At 72.1% G+C, this 17,177-nt stretch carries 15 protein-coding genes; 3 read left to right on the top strand and 12 right to left on the bottom strand.

Annotated features, from left to right (window positions below):
* Positions 1-313: 313 nt before the first annotated feature.
* Positions 314-1,801 (bottom strand): transcriptional repressor NsdA, encoded by a 1,488-nt coding sequence (nsdA, locus tag OIE49_RS25420; RefSeq protein WP_326804280.1) that lies wholly within the window; start codon positions 1,799-1,801, stop codon positions 314-316.
* A 447-nt stretch (positions 1,802-2,248) separates the two neighbouring features.
* On the opposite strand from nsdA, the gene OIE49_RS25415 reads away from it, so the two are divergent.
* A complete protein-coding gene (locus OIE49_RS25415; protein WP_326804279.1) occupies positions 2,249-2,911 on the top strand; it encodes a bifunctional DNA primase/polymerase in 663 nt (220 codons plus the stop codon).
* A gap of 152 nt (positions 2,912-3,063) precedes the next feature.
* On the opposite strand, the gene ftsY is transcribed toward OIE49_RS25415, so the two are convergent.
* From ftsY to OIE49_RS25390, 5 genes are all read right to left on the bottom strand, one after another.
* A complete protein-coding gene (gene ftsY / locus OIE49_RS25410) occupies positions 3,064-4,272 on the bottom strand; it encodes a signal recognition particle-docking protein FtsY (RefSeq protein WP_326804278.1) in 1,209 nt (402 codons plus the stop codon).
* A gap of 92 nt (positions 4,273-4,364) precedes the next feature.
* Positions 4,365-5,780, bottom strand: a complete 1,416-nt coding sequence (locus tag OIE49_RS25405) for a sugar porter family MFS transporter (protein WP_326804277.1) — start codon at positions 5,778-5,780, stop codon at positions 4,365-4,367.
* A 164-nt stretch (positions 5,781-5,944) separates the two neighbouring features.
* Entirely contained in the window at positions 5,945-9,505 is a 3,561-nt protein-coding gene (gene smc / locus OIE49_RS25400) for a chromosome segregation protein SMC (RefSeq protein WP_326804276.1), read from the bottom strand.
* 260 nt (positions 9,506-9,765) lie between these two features.
* A complete protein-coding gene (locus tag OIE49_RS25395; protein WP_009190853.1) occupies positions 9,766-9,969 on the bottom strand; it encodes a hypothetical protein in 204 nt (67 codons plus the stop codon).
* A 381-nt stretch (positions 9,970-10,350) separates the two neighbouring features.
* Complete coding sequence (locus tag OIE49_RS25390) at positions 10,351-10,632, bottom strand: acylphosphatase (protein ID WP_326804275.1); 282 nt, start codon at positions 10,630-10,632, stop codon at positions 10,351-10,353.
* Positions 10,633-10,801: 169 nt separating this feature from the next.
* On the opposite strand from OIE49_RS25390, the gene OIE49_RS25385 reads away from it, so the two are divergent.
* Positions 10,802-11,938 carry a CAP domain-containing protein gene (locus tag OIE49_RS25385; protein WP_326804274.1) on the top strand — a complete coding sequence of 379 codons (1,137 nt, stop codon included), beginning with the start codon at positions 10,802-10,804 and terminating at the stop codon, positions 11,936-11,938.
* Between the two features lie 91 nt (positions 11,939-12,029).
* Here OIE49_RS25385 and OIE49_RS25380 read toward each other — a convergent pair whose 3' ends face one another.
* Entirely contained in the window at positions 12,030-12,734 is a 705-nt protein-coding gene (locus OIE49_RS25380) for a PH domain-containing protein (RefSeq protein WP_326804273.1), read from the bottom strand.
* Between the two features lie 117 nt (positions 12,735-12,851).
* On the opposite strand from OIE49_RS25380, the gene OIE49_RS25375 reads away from it, so the two are divergent.
* The gene (locus tag OIE49_RS25375) at positions 12,852-13,241 is read left to right on the top strand and encodes a winged helix-turn-helix transcriptional regulator (RefSeq protein ID WP_100571749.1); all 390 of its coding nucleotides are present in this window, start codon (positions 12,852-12,854) and stop codon (positions 13,239-13,241) included.
* Here the strand turns inward: OIE49_RS25375 and mutM are convergent.
* From mutM to OIE49_RS25350, 5 genes are all read right to left on the bottom strand, one after another.
* Positions 13,214-14,098 carry a bifunctional DNA-formamidopyrimidine glycosylase/DNA-(apurinic or apyrimidinic site) lyase gene (gene mutM / locus OIE49_RS25370; RefSeq protein ID WP_326804272.1) on the bottom strand — a complete coding sequence of 295 codons (885 nt, stop codon included), beginning with the start codon at positions 14,096-14,098 and terminating at the stop codon, positions 13,214-13,216. The genes OIE49_RS25375 and mutM overlap by 28 nt on opposite strands.
* Positions 14,099-14,244: 146 nt before the next feature.
* The gene (gene rnc / locus OIE49_RS25365) at positions 14,245-15,078 is read right to left on the bottom strand and encodes a ribonuclease III (protein ID WP_326804271.1); all 834 of its coding nucleotides are present in this window, start codon (positions 15,076-15,078) and stop codon (positions 14,245-14,247) included.
* 7 nt (positions 15,079-15,085) lie between these two features.
* On the bottom strand, positions 15,086-15,259 hold the full coding sequence (gene rpmF / locus OIE49_RS25360; RefSeq protein WP_003951102.1) for a 50S ribosomal protein L32: 174 nt from the start codon (positions 15,257-15,259) through the stop codon (positions 15,086-15,088).
* Between the two features lie 2 nt (positions 15,260-15,261).
* Positions 15,262-15,915, bottom strand: coding sequence for a YceD family protein (locus OIE49_RS25355; RefSeq protein WP_326804270.1), 654 nt, complete (start codon positions 15,913-15,915; stop codon positions 15,262-15,264).
* A gap of 132 nt (positions 15,916-16,047) precedes the next feature.
* Positions 16,048-17,163, bottom strand: coding sequence for a cell division initiation protein (locus tag OIE49_RS25350; protein ID WP_326804269.1), 1,116 nt, complete (start codon positions 17,161-17,163; stop codon positions 16,048-16,050).
* Positions 17,164-17,177 lie beyond the last annotated feature (14 nt).

Raw genomic sequence — 17,177 nt, 5'->3', positions numbered from 1 at the left:
GTCGGTCGGTACGGCCCCGTGCGGGCGGCCGGGCGAAGCCTTGCTCGGTCCGGTCGGCGAGTCGGCGCGGGGTTGGCCGGCCGACCGTGTCACGAGACTGGCCGAGCGCGGTTTCGGCGGACGCCTCTCGTTGTTTCGCCCGGATGACGAAGAGATCTGCTGTGTTACGTGGCGGTGAATCGCGTGATGACGTGCCGTGAAGCCCGCGGGGAAGAACAGGCCGACCGCGGGCGGCCTTCCGATGACCAGGCATGGGGGAGCCGAGTCGGGCAGTTCGGGAGGGCCGGCCGCGGCCGGGGTCGGGGAGGCGCTGTCAGACGGCCTCGGCGGCGGTCTCGGGCAGTTCGAGGGCGAGCTGTTCGGTCAGGTCGATGACCTCGGCGACGTCCCCGTAGGTGCGTACGGCGTTGTCGACGGTCTTGCGGATACGGGTGTTCACGCGCTCGGAGCGGACCTTCTTGGCCACCCTCATGGCCTGCCTCGCGTACTCGGTGCTCTGCTCCGGCTCGCGCTGGAGCAGCTGCACCGTGGCCATGCCGATGAGGTTCAGGGCGTACGACCGCTGGTGTTCGTGGTCCTCGGCGAACCGCTCCACGGCCTTCTGCATCAGCGGCTCCGCCAGGGAGGCGTAGGTGGGGCTGCGGCCGGCGACGTAGGCGAGGTCACGGAAGGAGTGGGAGTTCTCTCCGTACAGCTCGGCCTCGGAGAAGAAGCGGATCCAGTCGGGGTCCGGCTCGTCCCAGTCCTCGGCGTCACCGAAGGAGTCCTCGGCCATGCGCACGGCGCGCTTGCACTTGCCGGGCTGGCCCATGTTGGCGTAGGCGCGGGCCTCCAGCGCGTACAGCATGGACTGGGTGCGCGGGCTCGCGCAGTCGCGGCTGCCGTACTGCGCGAGGTGGACGAGTTCCAGGGCGTCCTCGGGGCGGCCGAGGTGGATCATCTGGCGGCTCATGCTGGACAGGACGTAGGAGCCGAGCGGCTTGTCGCCGGCTTCCTTGGCGGCGTGCAGGGCGAGCACGAAGTACTTCTGGGCGGTGGGCTGGAGTCCCACGTCGTAGCTCATCCAGCCGGCCAGTTCGGCGAGTTCGGCGGCGACCTTGAACAGCCGGCGGCCGGTGGGTTCGGGCTGGGGCTCCTGGAGGAGGTCCGTCACCTCGTGCAACTGGCCGACGACGGCCTTGCGGCGCAGGCCGCCGCCGCACTGGGCGTCCCACTGCCGGAACATCACCGTGGTGGTCTCCAGCAGCTCCAGCTCGGGCCGGGAGAGCCGGCCGGGGCGGCGGGAGGCGGCCTGCGGCTCGGGCTCCGCCAGGGGCGCCGGGGGCACGGGCACGAGCCAGCGCTGGAGCGGTTCGATGAGGGACGGGCCCGCGGACAGCGCCAGCGACGTTCCGAGGAAGCCGCGCCGCGCCAGCATCAGGTCGCTGCGCGAGAACTCGCTGAGCAGGGCCACGGTCTGCGGGCCCGTCCAGGGCAGGTCGACACCGGTGGCGGAGGGCGTCGGGCGTGCGGTGCGCAGGCCCAGGTCCTCCACGGCGACGACGCAGCCGAAACGCTCGGAGAAGAGCTCCGAGAGGATCCTGGGGATCGGCTCGCGTGGGTTCTCGCCGTCCAGCCAGCGCCTGACGCGCGAGGTGTCGGTGGAGATGTGGTTGGCGCCCAGCTGGCGGGCGCGGCGATTGACCTGGCGGGCCAGCTCGCCCTTGGACCAGCCGCTGCGCACGAACCACGAGGCGAGCAGCTCGTTCGGGCGCTTGTCCGCGCTCGCAGCGCTCGTCCCGCTTCCGCCGTTGCCGCTCACTGGAACGCCCCCATCCCTGAGACCACTTGTCGCTTGGTGCGCCAAGCCCTATCAGAATGCCGGTCAACAAGGCCTTTCGTCCGCCGATTCTCACCCTTCGAACCGACTGCCGAGTTGCCTCCGGCATACCCACGAGTGCATGTGCCCCCAGGCCTCGCACACTCACAGTAATCCTACGATCACCCGCTCAGCCACGGGGATCGCTGAAACGCCACCATTCGCCACCCCTTCGTATGAACCCGCGCCGACCCAGGCGCGATTCACTTGACATAGTCCGGCCGCGGGCGGGTGGAGCGGTGCACGCGAGGGCGCGCACCGCCGGGCGCACCACCCGCGGCACTTCCGCACGCCGCACGGACCCGGTACAACCGGGGAGGGGTGGCCACGCAGAGTGACGATGAACATTCGTCTCGTAACCATCGGGGCGGTGGACCCGTTGGAGGGGGCATGGGCTTCACGATCGGCGGTATGCGCGAGATCCGCTCCGGTACACGGCGGCGCGGCCGGTCGTACCGCTCCTCGGAGTGCACGGCGGTGGCCGAGTACACCGGGCTGTGGGGCTGGGACGTGGTGCGGGGCGCGCGGGCCGTCGGCGGGGCCTGTTCCTGCGGCCGAAGGGCCTGCCCGGCTCCGGGGGCCCATCCACTGGACTTCGCGCCCGGGATCCCGGCCGGGGCCACGCTCGACGAGGCGACCAGGGCTTGGCGGGAGCTGCCGGGGGCCGCGGTGATGCTGGCCGTCGGCCGCGCGTTCGATGCCATCGAGGTCGCCGAGCCGGCCGGGCGCCGTGCCCTGGCCCGGCTGGAGCGGATGGGCCTGCCCCTCGGCCCGGTGACCGCCACGCCGGACGGCCGGGCCCAGTTCTTAGTCGCCCCCGGCGCCGCCGCCGAGCTGCCCGCCCTGCTCTACCGGCTGGGCTGGGACGATCCCGGCGCCCTCGACCTGCGCGGACTCGGCCCCGGTACGTTCCTCACGGCCCCGCCCTCCGACCGCGGCGGCCTCGGCCCGGTGCGCTGGCTCCGCCCACCCGCCCTGGACGCGGCCAAGCCCCCTCAGGCCCGCCTCCTCCTCGGCACCCTGGCCTACGTGGCCCACCGCTCCCGGGCGTAGCGGAACGAGCTCGGCACGGCGACGGCGGCGACCTCCTTCGGCGAGCGACCTCCGTCGGCGAGCGAGGAGCGGGGCGCGGGTTCCCCCACCGCGACGGCGTCACACGAAAGCGCCCGCCCCGGTGATGGGGCGGGCGCTGGGGAGGGTGGGGGTCAGTCGCCGATGAGGGCGTCGACGAAGGCCTCCGGTTCGAAGGGGGCCAGGTCGTCCGGGCCCTCCCCGAGGCCGACCAGCTTGACCGGCACGCCCAGCTCGCGCTGGACGGCGACCACGATGCCGCCCTTGGCCGTGCCGTCCAGCTTGGTGAGCACGATGCCGGTGATGTCGACGACCTCGGCGAAGACGCGGGCCTGGACCAGGCCGTTCTGCCCGGTGGTCGCGTCGAGCACGAGCAGCACCTCGTCGAGCGGCGCGTGCTTCTCCACGACGCGCTTGACCTTGCCGAGCTCGTCCATGAGGCCGGTCTTGGTGTGCAGGCGGCCGGCGGTGTCGATGAGCACCACGTCGGCGCCCATCTCCTTGCCCTCCTTCACCGCGTCGAAGGCGACGGATGCGGGGTCGCCGGCCTCCGGTCCGCGCACGGTGTAAGCGCCGACCCGCTCGCCCCAGGTCTGGAGCTGGTCGGCGGCGGCCGCGCGGAAGGTGTCGGCGGCGCCCAGCACGACGCTGCGGCCGTCGGCGACCAGGACGCGGGCGAGCTTGCCGGTCGTCGTGGTCTTGCCGGTGCCGTTGACGCCGACGACCATCACGATGCCCGGCTTGCTCGTGGCCGGCTCGGTCTTCACGATGCGGTCCATGTCGGGCCCGATCAGCGTGAGCAGCTCCTGGCGCAGCAGTCCGCGCAGCTCCTCGGGCGTGCGGGTGCCGAGCACGCGTACGCGCTCGCGCAGCCGCTCGACGAGTTCCTGGGTGGGCTGCACGCCGACATCGGCGGTCAGCAGCGTGTCCTCGATCTCCTCCCACGTGTCCTCGTCGAGGTTCTCGCGGGACAGCAGGACGAGCAGGCCCTTGCCCAGGGCGTTCTGCGAGCGGGAGAGGCGGGCGCGCAGCCGCACCAGACGGCCGGCGGTGGGCTCGGGCACCTCGATCGGGGGTGCGGGGAGCTCCTCGACGGGCGGCTCCTCGACGGCGGTGGGAGCCGAGCTGCCGGGGAGGTCCACCTCCTCGATCGTCCGCCGCGGCTCCTCCCGCGGCGTCTCGGCCTCCTCGCCGACGTGTGGCTCGGCCGGAGGGGCGGTGATGTCGGGCGCCGAGGGCGGCGGCGGGGGCGGCGGCTTCCTCCGCCGGCTGCCGACGATGAGCCCGCCGAGCGCGCCGAGCACCACCACGGCGATGACTACAGCAAGGATGATGGTTTCCATAACGCGTCCAGTATGCGCGACCACCTGGGCGTTCAGCGGTAGTCCCGACGGGGCCGCGTGCCCCCGGAACACCGGGCCCGCCGGCCGCCCGGCTACCCCATCTCCTCCAGCGCCTTGCCCTTCGTCTCCTTGACGAACTTCAGGACGAACGGGATGGAGAGCGCGGCGAAGGCCGCGTAGATGACATAGGTCCCGGCGAGGTTCCAGTCGGCCAGCGACGGGAAGCTCGCGGTGATGGCCCAGTTGGCGATCCACTGCGCGGAGGCGGCCACGCCCAGGGCGGCGGCGCGGAGCTTGTTCGGGAACATCTCGCCGAGCAGGACCCAGACGACGACACCCCAGGACAGGGCGAAGAAGAGGACGAAGACGTGGGCCGCGATCAGGGCGACCCAGCCCTGGGTGGCCGGCAGCTTGCCGCCGACCAGGGGGTACGAGAACGCCCAGGCCTCCAGGGCGAGACCGACGACCATGCCGGCCGAGCCGATGAGCGCGAGCGGCCTGCGTCCGATGCGGTCCACGAAGATCATCGCGATCAACGTGCCGAGGATGTTGATGATCGATGTCGTGAACGAGTAGAGGAACGACTCCGTCGGGTTGACGCCGACCGACTGCCACAGCGTCGCGGAGTAGTAGAACGCGACGTTGATGCCGACGAACTGCTGAAATGCGGAGAGGCCGATGCCGATCCAGACGATCCGCTTGAAGAGGAAGCTGCCGCCGAGCAGGTCCTTGAAGCTGGACCTGTGCTCGCCCTTCATGGCGTTCTCGATCTCGGCCACGCGGGCGTCGAGGTCGATGTGGTCGCCCTCGACCTCGGCGAGGATCCGGCGGGCCCTCTCGCGGCGGCCCACGGAGAGCAGGAAGCGCGGGGACTCGGGGATGGCGAAGGACAGCAGTCCGTACAGGACGGCCGGGACGACCATCACGCCGAGCATGACCTGCCAGGCCTCCAGGCCCAGCAGCCGGCCGCGCTGGTTGCCGCCGGCGGCGTTGAGCAGTCCCCAGTTGACGAGCTGGGAGACGGCGATGCCGACGACGATCGCGGCCTGCTGGAAGGAGCCGAGGCGGCCGCGGTAGGCGGGCGGGGCGACCTCGGCGATGTAGGCGGGACCGATGACCGAGGCCATGCCGATGGCGAAGCCGCCGACGATCCGCCAGAAGGCGAGGTCCCACAGGGCGAACGGCAGGGCGGAGCCGACGGCGCTGATGGTGAACAGGGTCGCGGCGATCCGCATGCAGCGGATGCGGCCGATGCGGTCGGCGATACGGCCCGCGGTGGCGGCGCCGATCGCGCAGCCGATCAGGGCGATGGCGATGACCTGGGCCAGTTCCGCGGATCCGATGCCGTAGCGGCTCCGGATGGCTTCGACGGCGCCGTTGATGACGGAGCTGTCGTACCCGAACAGGAAGCCGCCCATGGCGGCGGCCGCGGCGATGAAGATGACGTGCCCGAGATGTTCGGGGTGAGCTGTCCGGGCTCCTGGGCCTGGGGCCTGCGTTGTGGTCACATGTACTCCTCGGGCACACCCCGGCAGGCGCTGCCGGGGTGGGGGTCAGGCATGATCCGACTACCCCGAAGCGGCGAGCGCACGCGGACCCGCCCGCCGGCGCACGCGCGCCCGGTCGCTGCCGCGGGCGCCGGCCTCCCCGCCACCGCACACGCGGCGGGCCGCTACCGCAGGCGCTGGCTGATGACCTTCGACACGCCGTCGCCCTGCATGGAGACGCCGTAGAGCGCGTCGGCGACCTCCATCGTGCGCTTCTGGTGCGTGATCACGATGAGCTGCGAGGCCTCCTGGAGCTCCTGCATGATCCGGATCAGCCGCTGGAGGTTGGTGTCGTCGAGGGCCGCCTCGACCTCGTCCATGACGTAGAAGGGGCTCGGACGGGCCTTGAAGATCGAGACGAGCAGCGCCACGGCGGTCAGCGACCGCTCGCCGCCGGAGAGCAGGGACAGCCGCTTGACCTTCTTGCCCGGCGGGCGCGCCTCGACGTCCACGCCCGTGGTGAGCATGTTGTCGGGGTCGGTCAGTACGAGCCGCCCGTCGCCGCCCGGGAAGAGCCTGCCGAAGACGCCCTCGAACTCGCGGGCGGTGTCCCGGTAGGCCTCGGTGAAGACCTGCTCGACGCGCTCGTCGACCTCCTTGACGACCTGGAGCAGGTCGGCGCGGGTCTTCTTGAGGTCCTCGAGCTGCTCGCTGAGGAACTGATGGCGTTCCTCCAGCGCCGCGAACTCCTCCAGGGCGAGCGGGTTGACCTTGCCCAGCTGCTGGTAGGCGCGCTCGGCGGCCTTCAGCCGCTTCTCCTGCTCGGCCCGTGCGTAGGGCCGGGGCCGGTTGCGGGGGTGCTGCGGGTCCTCCGGGAGCTGCTCGCCCTCGGCGGGGGGCGAGGGCGGTACGGGCTGGTGCGGCCCGTACTCCTCCATCAGGCCCGCCGGTTCGACCCCGAATTCCTCCAGGGCCCTGGTCTCCAGTTGCTCGATGCGCAGCCGCTTCTCGGCGCCGAGCACCTCGCCCCGGTGGACCGAGTCGGTCAGCTTGTCGAGTTCGGCCTTGAGGTCCCGGCCCTCGGTGCGGGCGGCGGTCAGCTCCTGCTCGCGACGGGCCTTGGCGGCCTCGGCGGCGGACCGCTCCTGTTCGGCGCGGGCCACGGAGACCTCGACGTGGGCGAGCAGCTGCCGGGCACCGGCGGCGACCGCCGAGGCCACCTCCGCCTCGTGGCGCAGCCGGGCGCGCCGCTGCTCGGCACGCGCGCGTGCCTCGCGTTCGGCGCGGGCGGCCCGGTCCAGCGAGTCGGCCCTGCCGGCCAGCCCCCTGACCCGTTCCTCGTGCGTACGGACCTGGAGGCGGGCCTCCATCTCGGTCTGGCGGGCGTTGGCTCCGTCGGCGGCGAGCCGGTCGCGTACGGAGGTGTCGGGCTCCTCCTCGATCGGCGTCTCCTCGGCCACGGCGAGCCGCTCTGCCAGCTCCCCCACTTCCTGGAGGGCGTTGTCGAGGGCCTCCTGGGCGCGGGCGGCGGCGGCCGCCGAGCGCTCGGCCTCCCCGGCGGCGCCGCGCGCCTGTCCGGCGAGCCGGCCCAGTTGCTGGGCGACAGCCGACTTCTCCCGGTCGGCGGTCCGCCGCCGCTCCCCCAGTTCCTCGACCAGCGCCGCGCACCGGCCGCGCCGCTCGGCGGCCCGCTGCTGGTCCGCGGTCAGCTCCTCGCACCGCACGGCGAGCCGCTCCAGCTCGGCGGCGGCCTCGTCCACGGAGGCCTGTACCTCCAGCAGGCTGGGCGCACCCGCGGAGCCGCCCTGGGCGAAGTACGCCCCGAGCAGATCGCCCTCGGCGGTCACCGCGGTCAGCTCCGGCCGTGCGAGAACCAGGTCCTCCGCGTCCTCCAGCGTCCCCACCACGACGATTCCCCGCAGCAGCCACCGCACGGCGGGCATCAGCTCGGCGGGACCGCGTACGAACTCGGCGGCGAAGGGGTGGTCCGGTGCCGGGCCGGGCGGGGCCGCGGTGGTCTCCGGTGAGGGGCCGGCGAGGAGCAGCGCGGCCCGGCCCGCGTCCTGTTTGCGCAGCAGGCGCAGGGCGTCGGCCGCCGCGGTGGGGCTGGTCACGGCCAGGGCGTCGGCGGCGGCGCCGAAGGCGGCGGCCAGGGGGGTCTCGTAGCCGGGGGTGACCGTCAGGAGTGCGGCGGCGGGGCCCAGCAGGCCGGTGAGGCGGTCCTTCGCGCCGAGCAGTGCGCCGGTGCCGTCCTTGCGGCGCAGGCCCAGGGCGAGGGCGTCGTGCCGGGCCTGGGTCGCCGCCCGCTTGCGTTCGGCCGCGGTGACCGCCTCGCGGGCCGCGGTGAGGGCGGCCTCCGCGTCGGCCAGCGCCGTCCTCGCCGCCTCGTGCCGCCCGGCCAGTTCCTCGTCGCCCGCGTCGAGGCCGTCGACCTCGGCCTTGAGTGCCTCGTACTCCTCCTGGGCGTGGACGGCACGTTCCTGGGCCTCGTCCCTGGCGGCGGCCAGCCGCTCGATCTCGGCCTGGGCGGAGGCGGCGCGCGAACGGGCCGCGTTCACCTGGCCGGCGAGCCGGGCCAGGCCCTCGCGACGGTCGGCGATGGCGCGGGCCGCGTCCTTCAGGCGCCGCTCCTCGACGGCCAGTTCCCGCTCCAGCTCGGCGCGGTGGGCGACGGTGTCGTCCAGGGCTCGCTGGGCCGCCTCCAGGGCCGCCTCGAGCCCTGCCTCCTGCTCGCGGACGCGCTCGGCCTCGCGTTCCAGTTCCTCGGGTTCGCGGCCGCGCCGCTCCTCGGCGGGCGCGGAGGTGGCGCTGTGCACGCGCGCGTCGGCGAGCGAGATCGTGCCGCGTACGCGTTCGGCGAGCTGGGACAGTTCGTACCAGGTCTGCTGGGCGCGCTGGAGGCGCGGGACGAGCCGGCGCACCTCGTCCTCGAGGAGGGCCTCGCGCTGGAGGGCCTTCTTCAGCTCCTGCTCGGCGGCTTCCTTGCGTTCCTTCAGGGCCGCCTCGTCGGCGACCTCGGTCCTCAGCGCCTCGCGCAGGCCGACGAGGTCGTCGGCCAGGAGCCGCAGGCGCGCGTCCCTCAGGTCGGCCTGGATGACCGCGGCCCTGCGCGCGACCGCCGCCTGCCGGCCGAGCGGCTTGAGCTGGCGGCGCAGTTCGTCGGTGAGGTCCTGCACGCGCGCGAGGTTGGCCCGCATGGCGTCCAGCTTCCTGAGCGCCTTCTCCTTGCGCTTGCGGTGCTTGAGGACGCCCGCGGCCTCCTCGATGAAGGCGCGGCGGCCCATGGGGTCGGCGTGCAGGACGGAGTCGAGCTGGCCCTGGCCGACGATGACGTGCATCTCGCGGCCGATGCCGGAGTCGGACAGCAGTTCCTGGATGTCGAGCAGCCGGCAGGTGTCGCCGTTGATCTGGTACTCGCTGCCACCGTTGCGGAACATGATCCGCGTGATGGTGACCTCGGCGTACTCGATGGGCAGGGCCCCGTCGGAGTTGTCGATGGTCAGGGACACCTCGGCGCGGCCGAGCGGCGGGCGCCCGGTGGTGCCGGCGAAGATGACGTCCTCCATCTTGCCGCCGCGCAGCGACTTGGCCCCCTGCTCGCCCATGACCCAGCTGAGCGCGTCCACGACGTTGGACTTGCCCGAGCCGTTCGGACCGACGACGCACGTGATCCCCGGTTCGAACCGGAGCGTGGTCGCCGAGGCGAACGACTTGAACCCGCGGAGGGTCAGGGCCTTGAGGTGCACGCAGCCGGACTTTACCGGCAGCCCCTACCCCACTTCACTAACCCCCGCAACCGCGCGGTTTCGCCTCTGAATATGCAGGGCACACCAAATGTTAAAGACGGTGAAAGGATGCGCGGGGGCAACGAAGGCGGGGCAAGCAGGGCCAAGCAGGGCGGGGAAGGGCGGGGAAAAGAAGGAAGGGACGCCGAAGCGTCCCTTGCAACTCTGGCAACTGAGCGGTTGACGACAGTCCAACCCTGTGTCGTTGTGCGATGCAGTGATCAGGTGAGCGCAGGCTCCGCCTGGTGTGCGTCGACGCGCTCCATGATCCTGTCGTGAGAAGCGGCAGCCGTCAGGGCGTCGTTCTCGGCCTGGATTCGCACAAGCTCGGATTCCAGGTCCTGGACGCGCTGCTGGAGCCGTCGCATCTCGGCGAGGAGTCGAGGGTCGGAGCCGCCGACGTAACCGAGAAGCGCCTTTGCCATGATGGATGGTCCTCCACACTGAGTGACCGACCGAAGCGGTGTGGGTCGTGAGGGATTCGCACCCGTGGTGCTTGGCACTGCCTGAGTCGTGGTGCCGTTCATCCATGCCAAACAGCTGAGGTGCGCGGGCTTTCAGCGTCTCACCAAAAAGTTTGACGGTCAACACGATCACGCCCCGTATCCATGGGTGTCCCGGGGGCGCGCGACCGGAAATCAGGTGGCGCTGCGACTCCTGCGGGCCCTTCGGGGCGTGCGGATCATCCTGCTGTGCGGAGCCTGCCATGCCGCGCGTTTCTTGGCAACCACCTGCTCCTTTTCCCTCCGGGCAGGTGCCGGTGGCAGATGCCGCCGCGGCCGTCGGGGCCCCACCGCGCCACACGGTCAGCGGATCGCGAACCCGTCGTAGCCGCCGCGAGGTGTGTCCCACATCTCGGTGACACCGTCGACGCGTCCGGGCGTGTCGCCGCCCTGCAACCAGTCCAGGAGCTTCTGGCACCCCTCGCGGGCCCCCTCGGCGACCACTTGCACGCGCCCGTCCCCCAGGTTGAGGGCGAAACCACGCAGGTCCCCGATCTCCAGCGCCCTGGCCCGCGTGAACCAGCGGAAACCCACTCCCTGGACGTGCCCGCGGACCCAGGCGACCAGTCGAACATCCTCGCTCATGGGTGCAACCTAACCGGCCAATGTCTCTCGGGGCACCTCCGCCCCTCGCGCCATGCGGTACCGTCCCGATCCAATGAATCTCATCTGAAACTCACTCGATCGTGTGAGTTGGGTTGACCGCGTCGGCTCAGGGCGCGCGTCGACCGAGAGAGACGAGGAAGGCCAGCACATGGGACGCCACCGACGCTGGGACGCCGGCCGCGCCGCCACGGGCCGCGCCACGGGGGACAGTCGGACGCACGGCTCGTACGAGTACGAGCCCGACCGCGATCCGTGGGACAGCCGCCCGCAGGACGACGACGGCCGCCTGGGCATCGCGCCCTATCTGAACCCGGACCTGTACGGCGACGCGCCCGCCACGGCTCCGGAGTACCTCTTCGACACGGACGACGGCTCCGCCCACGCCAACACCACCGTGATCTTCCCGGCCGACGGCTTCAGCCCGGCGGACGGGCCGCGGGAGCGGGGGCACCGCCGGAAGAAGAAGGCCGCGACGCCGGTCCGCACGGGGCTGCTCGGGGTCTCCGCCGCGGTCGCCCTCGGCACCGTCGCGGTCGCCACCGGCGCGGTGCCCGGTCTGGAGAACTACAAGCTCGGCGGCCCGGGCGGCGGCGCCGACAAGGTGCAGGCCGCGGGCTCGCCGACGAACAGCGAGGCCCCGCTGGGCGGCACCTCCGGCAGCGCCGACGCGGGCGGCCAGGCCGGCGGCTCCACGACGAGCCGCGGCGCGGACCGGCCTGTGCCGTCGCAGCGGTCCGCCTCCGAGTCGGCTCCGGCCTCGAAGCCGGACGCGGAGGCGTCGGCCACGCCCACCAAGGAACCGGAGGCGAAGCCGACCACCGCCCCGGAGAAGCCGGAGACCGCGCCCGCCGAGACCGCATCCCAGGCCGCCCCGGCGAAGACCGAGGCCCCGACCGCCGCCCCCACGCAGGCGGCCGTCGAGGCCGAGGTGCTCAGGCTCGTCAACGAGGAGCGGGCAAAGGTCGGGTGCAGCGCGCTGACGGCGAGCAGCGCGCTCGCCGGCCTCGCGCAGGACTTCAGCGAGGCCATGGCCGCGGAGAACTTCTTCGACCACACCGACCCCAGCGGCGCCTCGCCGTGGGACCGGGCGGCGAAGCTCGGCATCACCAGCCTCGGCGGCGAGAACATAGCCCGCGGGCAGGCCGACGCGGCGGCGGTGATGGACGCCTGGATGAACAGCCCGGGCCACCGCGCCAACATACTGAACTGCGACTTCAAGACCCTGGGCGTCGGCGTGCACTTCGGCTCCGGCGGTCCGTGGTGGACGCAGGACTTCGGGTACTGACCTCTGGGAGCCGGGGAAGTGGTGGGTCGGGGACAGTTCGATTGCTGACACTCGTGCCGGCCGCCCATGGGCCACATGTCTTCGCGTGCGGTCAGGCCACGGCGAGCAGTACCACCAGCAGCACCAGGCCGGCCGCCGCCGGGGCGAGGATCTCGTACGCCCAGCGCACCTCGGGCTGACCCTGGCCCTCCTTGGTCATGGCACCTGCCTCCTGGAGCGCACGCAGGCTGTCCATGGTCCTGTCGGGTTGCGGCTGCAGGCGTTCCAGCTCCGTGCTCGGCCGGTCGGGCCGTCCCAGGTCGTAGAGGCGGCGGTCCAGTCCGGGGCCACCCGGACTCTGCAAGGCGTGGGACATCCTGATCTGCGCGCGGCCGGCTCGCTTGAGGCGGCGCGTGGAGAGCGGGATGGCCCACAACTGGTACTTGGTGCCGATCTGGTCGAAGGCTTCATTGGAGTGGCCGGACCGCAGACCGGAGACGGCACCCCAGGGCAGTGTGATGGTGCGGAACGGGTTGCGGATGCGCAGCCGGTGGTCGTTGGCGAAGACCGCGGGCCGCAAGGTGAGGGCGAACAGCAGCGGAGTCACCAGTAGCATCGCCGCCAGCGCTTTCCAGGGCATGCCGCCGTCGGTGGTGACGACCGCGGCGATGCCCAGACACAGGACGACGACAAGCAGTACCGCTCCTGTGGCGATGTCGACGAGCGACCGTAAGACACGGTCGGTGGAGACGGGCTGCGCGGCGCGGCGTGGTGACCGCGGGTCGGGTGTCGGCATGTGCGCGATTGCGCCTGACATGAGCACAACTGGAACAGCGGTACGGCCGGCACACCCTTCGGCTGTGCCCTGAGGTGGCACTGACTCGTGGTTAGCGCCGCCCGACGGTCAGCGCTGTGCGCCAGTACGCTGGAGGACATGAGCACCCCGCAGACCCAGGACCTCCCATACAGCGTGTTCGCCAGGGCCTGTCCCTCGCGCGGGACGCTGGAGCATGTCACGGGGCGCTGGGGCGGGCTGGCGCTGGGCGCCCTGTACGAGGGCTCGCTCCGCTTCAACGAGCTGCGCCGCCGGGTCGACGGCGTGAGCGAGAAGATGCTGTCCCAGACACTCCAGGCGCTGGAGCGGGACGGCCTGGTGCACCGGGAGGCCCAGCCGACCAATCCGCCGCGGGTGGACTACGAACTCACGGCGCTGGGCCGCGAGGTCGCCGAACGCCTGCTGGCCCTGATCCACTGCGTGGAGGGCCGCATGGACGACGTCCTGGCGGCACGCGAGCGTTACGACACCGCGCGCGGCGCCCGCTGACACTTCGGGCAGTAGTAGCTGGAGCGGTTCATCCACGGGCGGCGGCGCAGCAGTGTGGCGCAGCGGCGGCAGGGCAGGCCCTCGCGGCCGTAGGCGTCCAGGGAGCGGTCGAAGTAGCCGGACTCCCCGTTGACGTTGACGTAGAGGCTGTCGAAGCTGGTGCCGCCGACGGCGAGGGCCTCGTTCATCACCTCCCGGACGTGGGTGAGGAGTTCGGCCGTGCCGGGGCGGGTGAAGGTCGCGGTGGGGCGTTCGTAGTGGACGCGGGAGCGCCACAGGGCCTCGTCCGCGTAGATGTTGCCGACGCCGCTGATCAGGGACTGGTCGAGCAGGGCCCGTTTGATGGTGGTCCGCTTGCGGCGCAGGGCCTGGTGGAAGGCCTCGTCGTCGAACAGCGGGTCGAGGGGGTCGCGGGCGATGTGCGCGATGACGTCGGGCAGCCCGTCGGGAGTGGTGTCGTGCAGCGACAGGCCGCCGAAGGTGCGCTGGTCGACGAAGCGGAGTTCGGTCGCGTCCGCCGTGGAAGCGGCCGGTGTCAGCGTGTCGGCGAAGCGGACGCGGATGCGCAGGTGCTTCTCGGTGGGCGCGCCGACCGGCTGGACCAGTAGCTGGCCGCTCATGCCCAGGTGGGCCAGGACCGCCTGGCCGCTGTCCTCCAGGGGCAGCCACAGGTACTTTCCGCGACGGCCGGGCAGGCCGAGCCGGTGACCCTGGACGCGGTGCGCGAAGTCCTCGGCCCCGGCCGGGTGACGGCGTACGGCACGCGGGTGCAGCACCTCGACGTCGGCGACGCTGCGGTGCGCGACCCACCGTTCCAGTCCGCGTCGTACGACCTCGACCTCGGGCAGCTCGGGCATGACTCCCCCGTTCACACGTCACGGCCGCTGTGGCCGTCACGGGCCGAGCGCCCGCCCCGGGGCGGGGACGGGCGCTCGGTCGCGTTCTGCTGGGCGCGGCCCGCAGGCGGAGTACCGCCGGACGGCCGCGCTCGGTTTTCCGGTTCTCAGGCGGGGGCAGGCGCGTCACCGGCGCCGTCGGTGGATCCCACCGTCTTGGCGCGCTCGTCCGCCGCGGCCCGGATGGCCCGCCACGCGGACTCCGCGGCCTGCTGCTCCGCCTCCTTCTTGCTGCGGCCGGTGCCGGTGCCGTACGAGACGCCTCCGACGCGGGCGGCAGCAGTGAAGGTCTTCTCATGGTCGGGGCCGGTCTCCGTGACCAGGTACTCGGGCACGCCGAGCCCCTCGGTCGCGGTGAGCTCCTGGAGGCTGGTCTTCCAGTCCAGGCCGGCTCCGAGGTTGGAGGACTTCTCGATCAGCGGGTCGAACAGGCGGTGCACCAGTTCGGAGGCCGCGTCGAGGCCCTGGTCGAGGTAGACCGCGCCGATCACCGCTTCCAGGGTGTCAGCGAGGATGGACGCCTTGTCCCGGCCGCCCGTGCCCTCTTCACCGCGGCCGAGCCGGATGAAGGCGCCCAGGTCGAGGCCGCGCCCGACCTCCGCCAGCGCACGCGAGTTGACCACCGCGGCCCGCAGCTTGGCCAGTTGGCCTTCGGGCAGGTCGGGGTGGGTGCGGTACAGCGTGTCCGTGACGACCAGGCCGAGGACGGAGTCACCGAGGAACTCCAGCCGCTCGTTCGTCGGCAGACCGCCGTTCTCGTATGCGTAGGAACGGTGGGTCAGCGCGCGCACCAGAAGGGCGGACTCGAGCGTGTAGCCGAGCCGCCCTTCCAGAAGCGTGTGGGACGAGGCCGTGTTGTCCGACGGAGCGGCTCCGTGGCGGCGGTGGTTGCCCGCTTCGGCGCCTTCCGCCTTCTTGGCAGTGGACACAGTGCCTCTCACCAGCCGCTCAGACCTCGAGGACCTGGCGCTTGTTGTAGGTGCCGCACGACGGGCACGCGATGTGCTGCTGCTTGGGCTCGTGGCAGCGCTCGCACGCAACCAGGGTGGGGACCGCAGCCTTCCACTGCGACCGGCGGTGGCGCGTGTTGCTGCGCGACATCTTCCGCTTCGGAACAGCCACGGCTACTTCTCCTGCTTCTCGTCGGGGCGTGCCGATCGAGGCGCGCCGCCGCTCATCTCGTCCTTCTCGCCGTCCTTCATGGTGCCGGCGAGTCCCTGCAAAGCCGCCCAACGGATGTCGACGGCGTCATGGTGGTGGTCCGGGTCGTCCAGGAGCCGCGCACCGCACTCGGAGCACAGCCCAGGGCAGTCTTCCTGGCACACCGGCTGCATCGGCAGTGCGAGCACCACCGCATCGCGCAGCAGAGGTTCGAGGCCGAAGAGTCCGTCCTCGAGGAAGAGCCTGTCCTCGTCGTCCTCGGCGTCGGCGTCGGGCTCCGCGGACACGCGGCCCCGCTCGTCGGCGTCAGGGTACGAGAACAGCTCCTGGAAGTCCGCTTCGAGATCGAACTCGAGCGACTCCAGACACCTTACGCACTCCCCCTCGGCCTGTGCACGGGCGGTGCCTGTGACGAGCACCCCTTCCATGACCGACTCGAGCCGGAGTTCGAGCTCCACCGGGGCGCCTTCCGGCACTCCGACGACGCCCTGGAGACCGAGGTCCCTGGGGGCGGGGACCGTGCGGGTCAGGCGCTGCAGCGCGCCGGGCCGCCGCCCCAGCTCATGCGTGTCGAACACGAGAGGGTTGCGGTGGTCGAGGCGGGCGTTCTGAGCCATTCCTGCTTTCGGTTTCCAAACTCGGGGGGACGCTTACCCGGTGATGTTCCGGGCAGCGCGGATCGCGGACGTATGCGCGACCGAAGGACCAGGATACTTGACCTTTCGCTCTCGGCCCAATCGGCGGCCTGCCTAGAGTCCTCGGCCCTGTTCGTAGGCGCGCAGCTGCTCGGCGCTGATCATGCCGGTGTCGAAGAGGCTGGTCTCGTCGAGGGCGTGGGCCTGCGGCTGTGCGTAGCCGTGCGGGTCCTGCTGGGCCTGGTTCGGGTCGTAGGCGCCCGGCTGGGCGTCGTAGGCCTGGAAGGAGGCGCCCTGCGCCTGGGCGTAGCCGGTGGCGTCCGCGGTGGCGGCGTACGGGTCGGGCTGCTGGTAGCCGTACTGGTCCTGCTGGCCGTAGCCCTGCTGGTAGCCGCCGTACGGATCGGTCTGCCCGGGCTGCTGGTAGCCGTAGGCCGGCTGCGGCTCGTACTGCGGCGGGGCGGGCTGCTCGGCCGGCGCGGCCGCCGGTGCCGCCGGGGTGAGCGGGGCGTCGGCCAGGGCCGCGAGGTCGGCGAGGTAGTCGGCGTCGCTCGAGTGCTGGACGGTGGTGGTGTCGTCGGCGAGGGCGCCGAGGTCGTCGGTGGCGATGCGGCCGTGCAGCTTCTGGCGGCCGCGGCCGACGGCCTCCAGGGTCTTGGCGAGGACCGCCTCGAAGGCGCCGAGCTTGGCGTCGACGTACGCGTCGGCGTTGCGGCGCAGGGTCTCGGGGTCGTGGCTGCGCTCGGGGGCGTCCTCGTCCTCGTAGCCGTCCTCGTCGAGGCCGGGGCCGGTGCCGAGCAGCTTCTCGCGGCCGCGGCCGACCGAGCCGAGGGTCTTGGTGAGGACGACCTCGAAGTTGGCGAGCTTGGAGTCGACGTATTCGTCGGCCTCGGCGCGGACCTCCTCGGCCTCCTGCCGGGCCTCGCCGAGGATCCGGTCGGCCTCGGTCTGGGAGCGACGGGCGACCTCGGTGCCGGAGATCAGCGAGCCGCGCTCGGCGTGCGCCGTCTCGATGATCCGCTCGGCCTCGTGCCGGGCCTCCTGCACCATCTGGTCGCGGTCGCCGATCAGCTCCTGAGCCTGGGCGAGGGAGCCGGGCAGGGCCTGGCGCACCTCGTCGAGCAGTGCGAGCAGGTCGGCGCGGTTGATCACGCACGACGCCGACATGGGCATGGACCGGGCGCTGGAGACCGTGGACACGATCTCGTCGAGCTTCTTCTGCACGTCCACCGTGTGCTCGCCAC

Source organism: Streptomyces sp. NBC_01788, from assembly GCF_035917575.1.
GTDB lineage: Bacteria > Actinomycetota > Actinomycetes > Streptomycetales > Streptomycetaceae > Streptomyces.
This window is presented reverse-complemented; position numbering and strand designations above follow the sequence as displayed.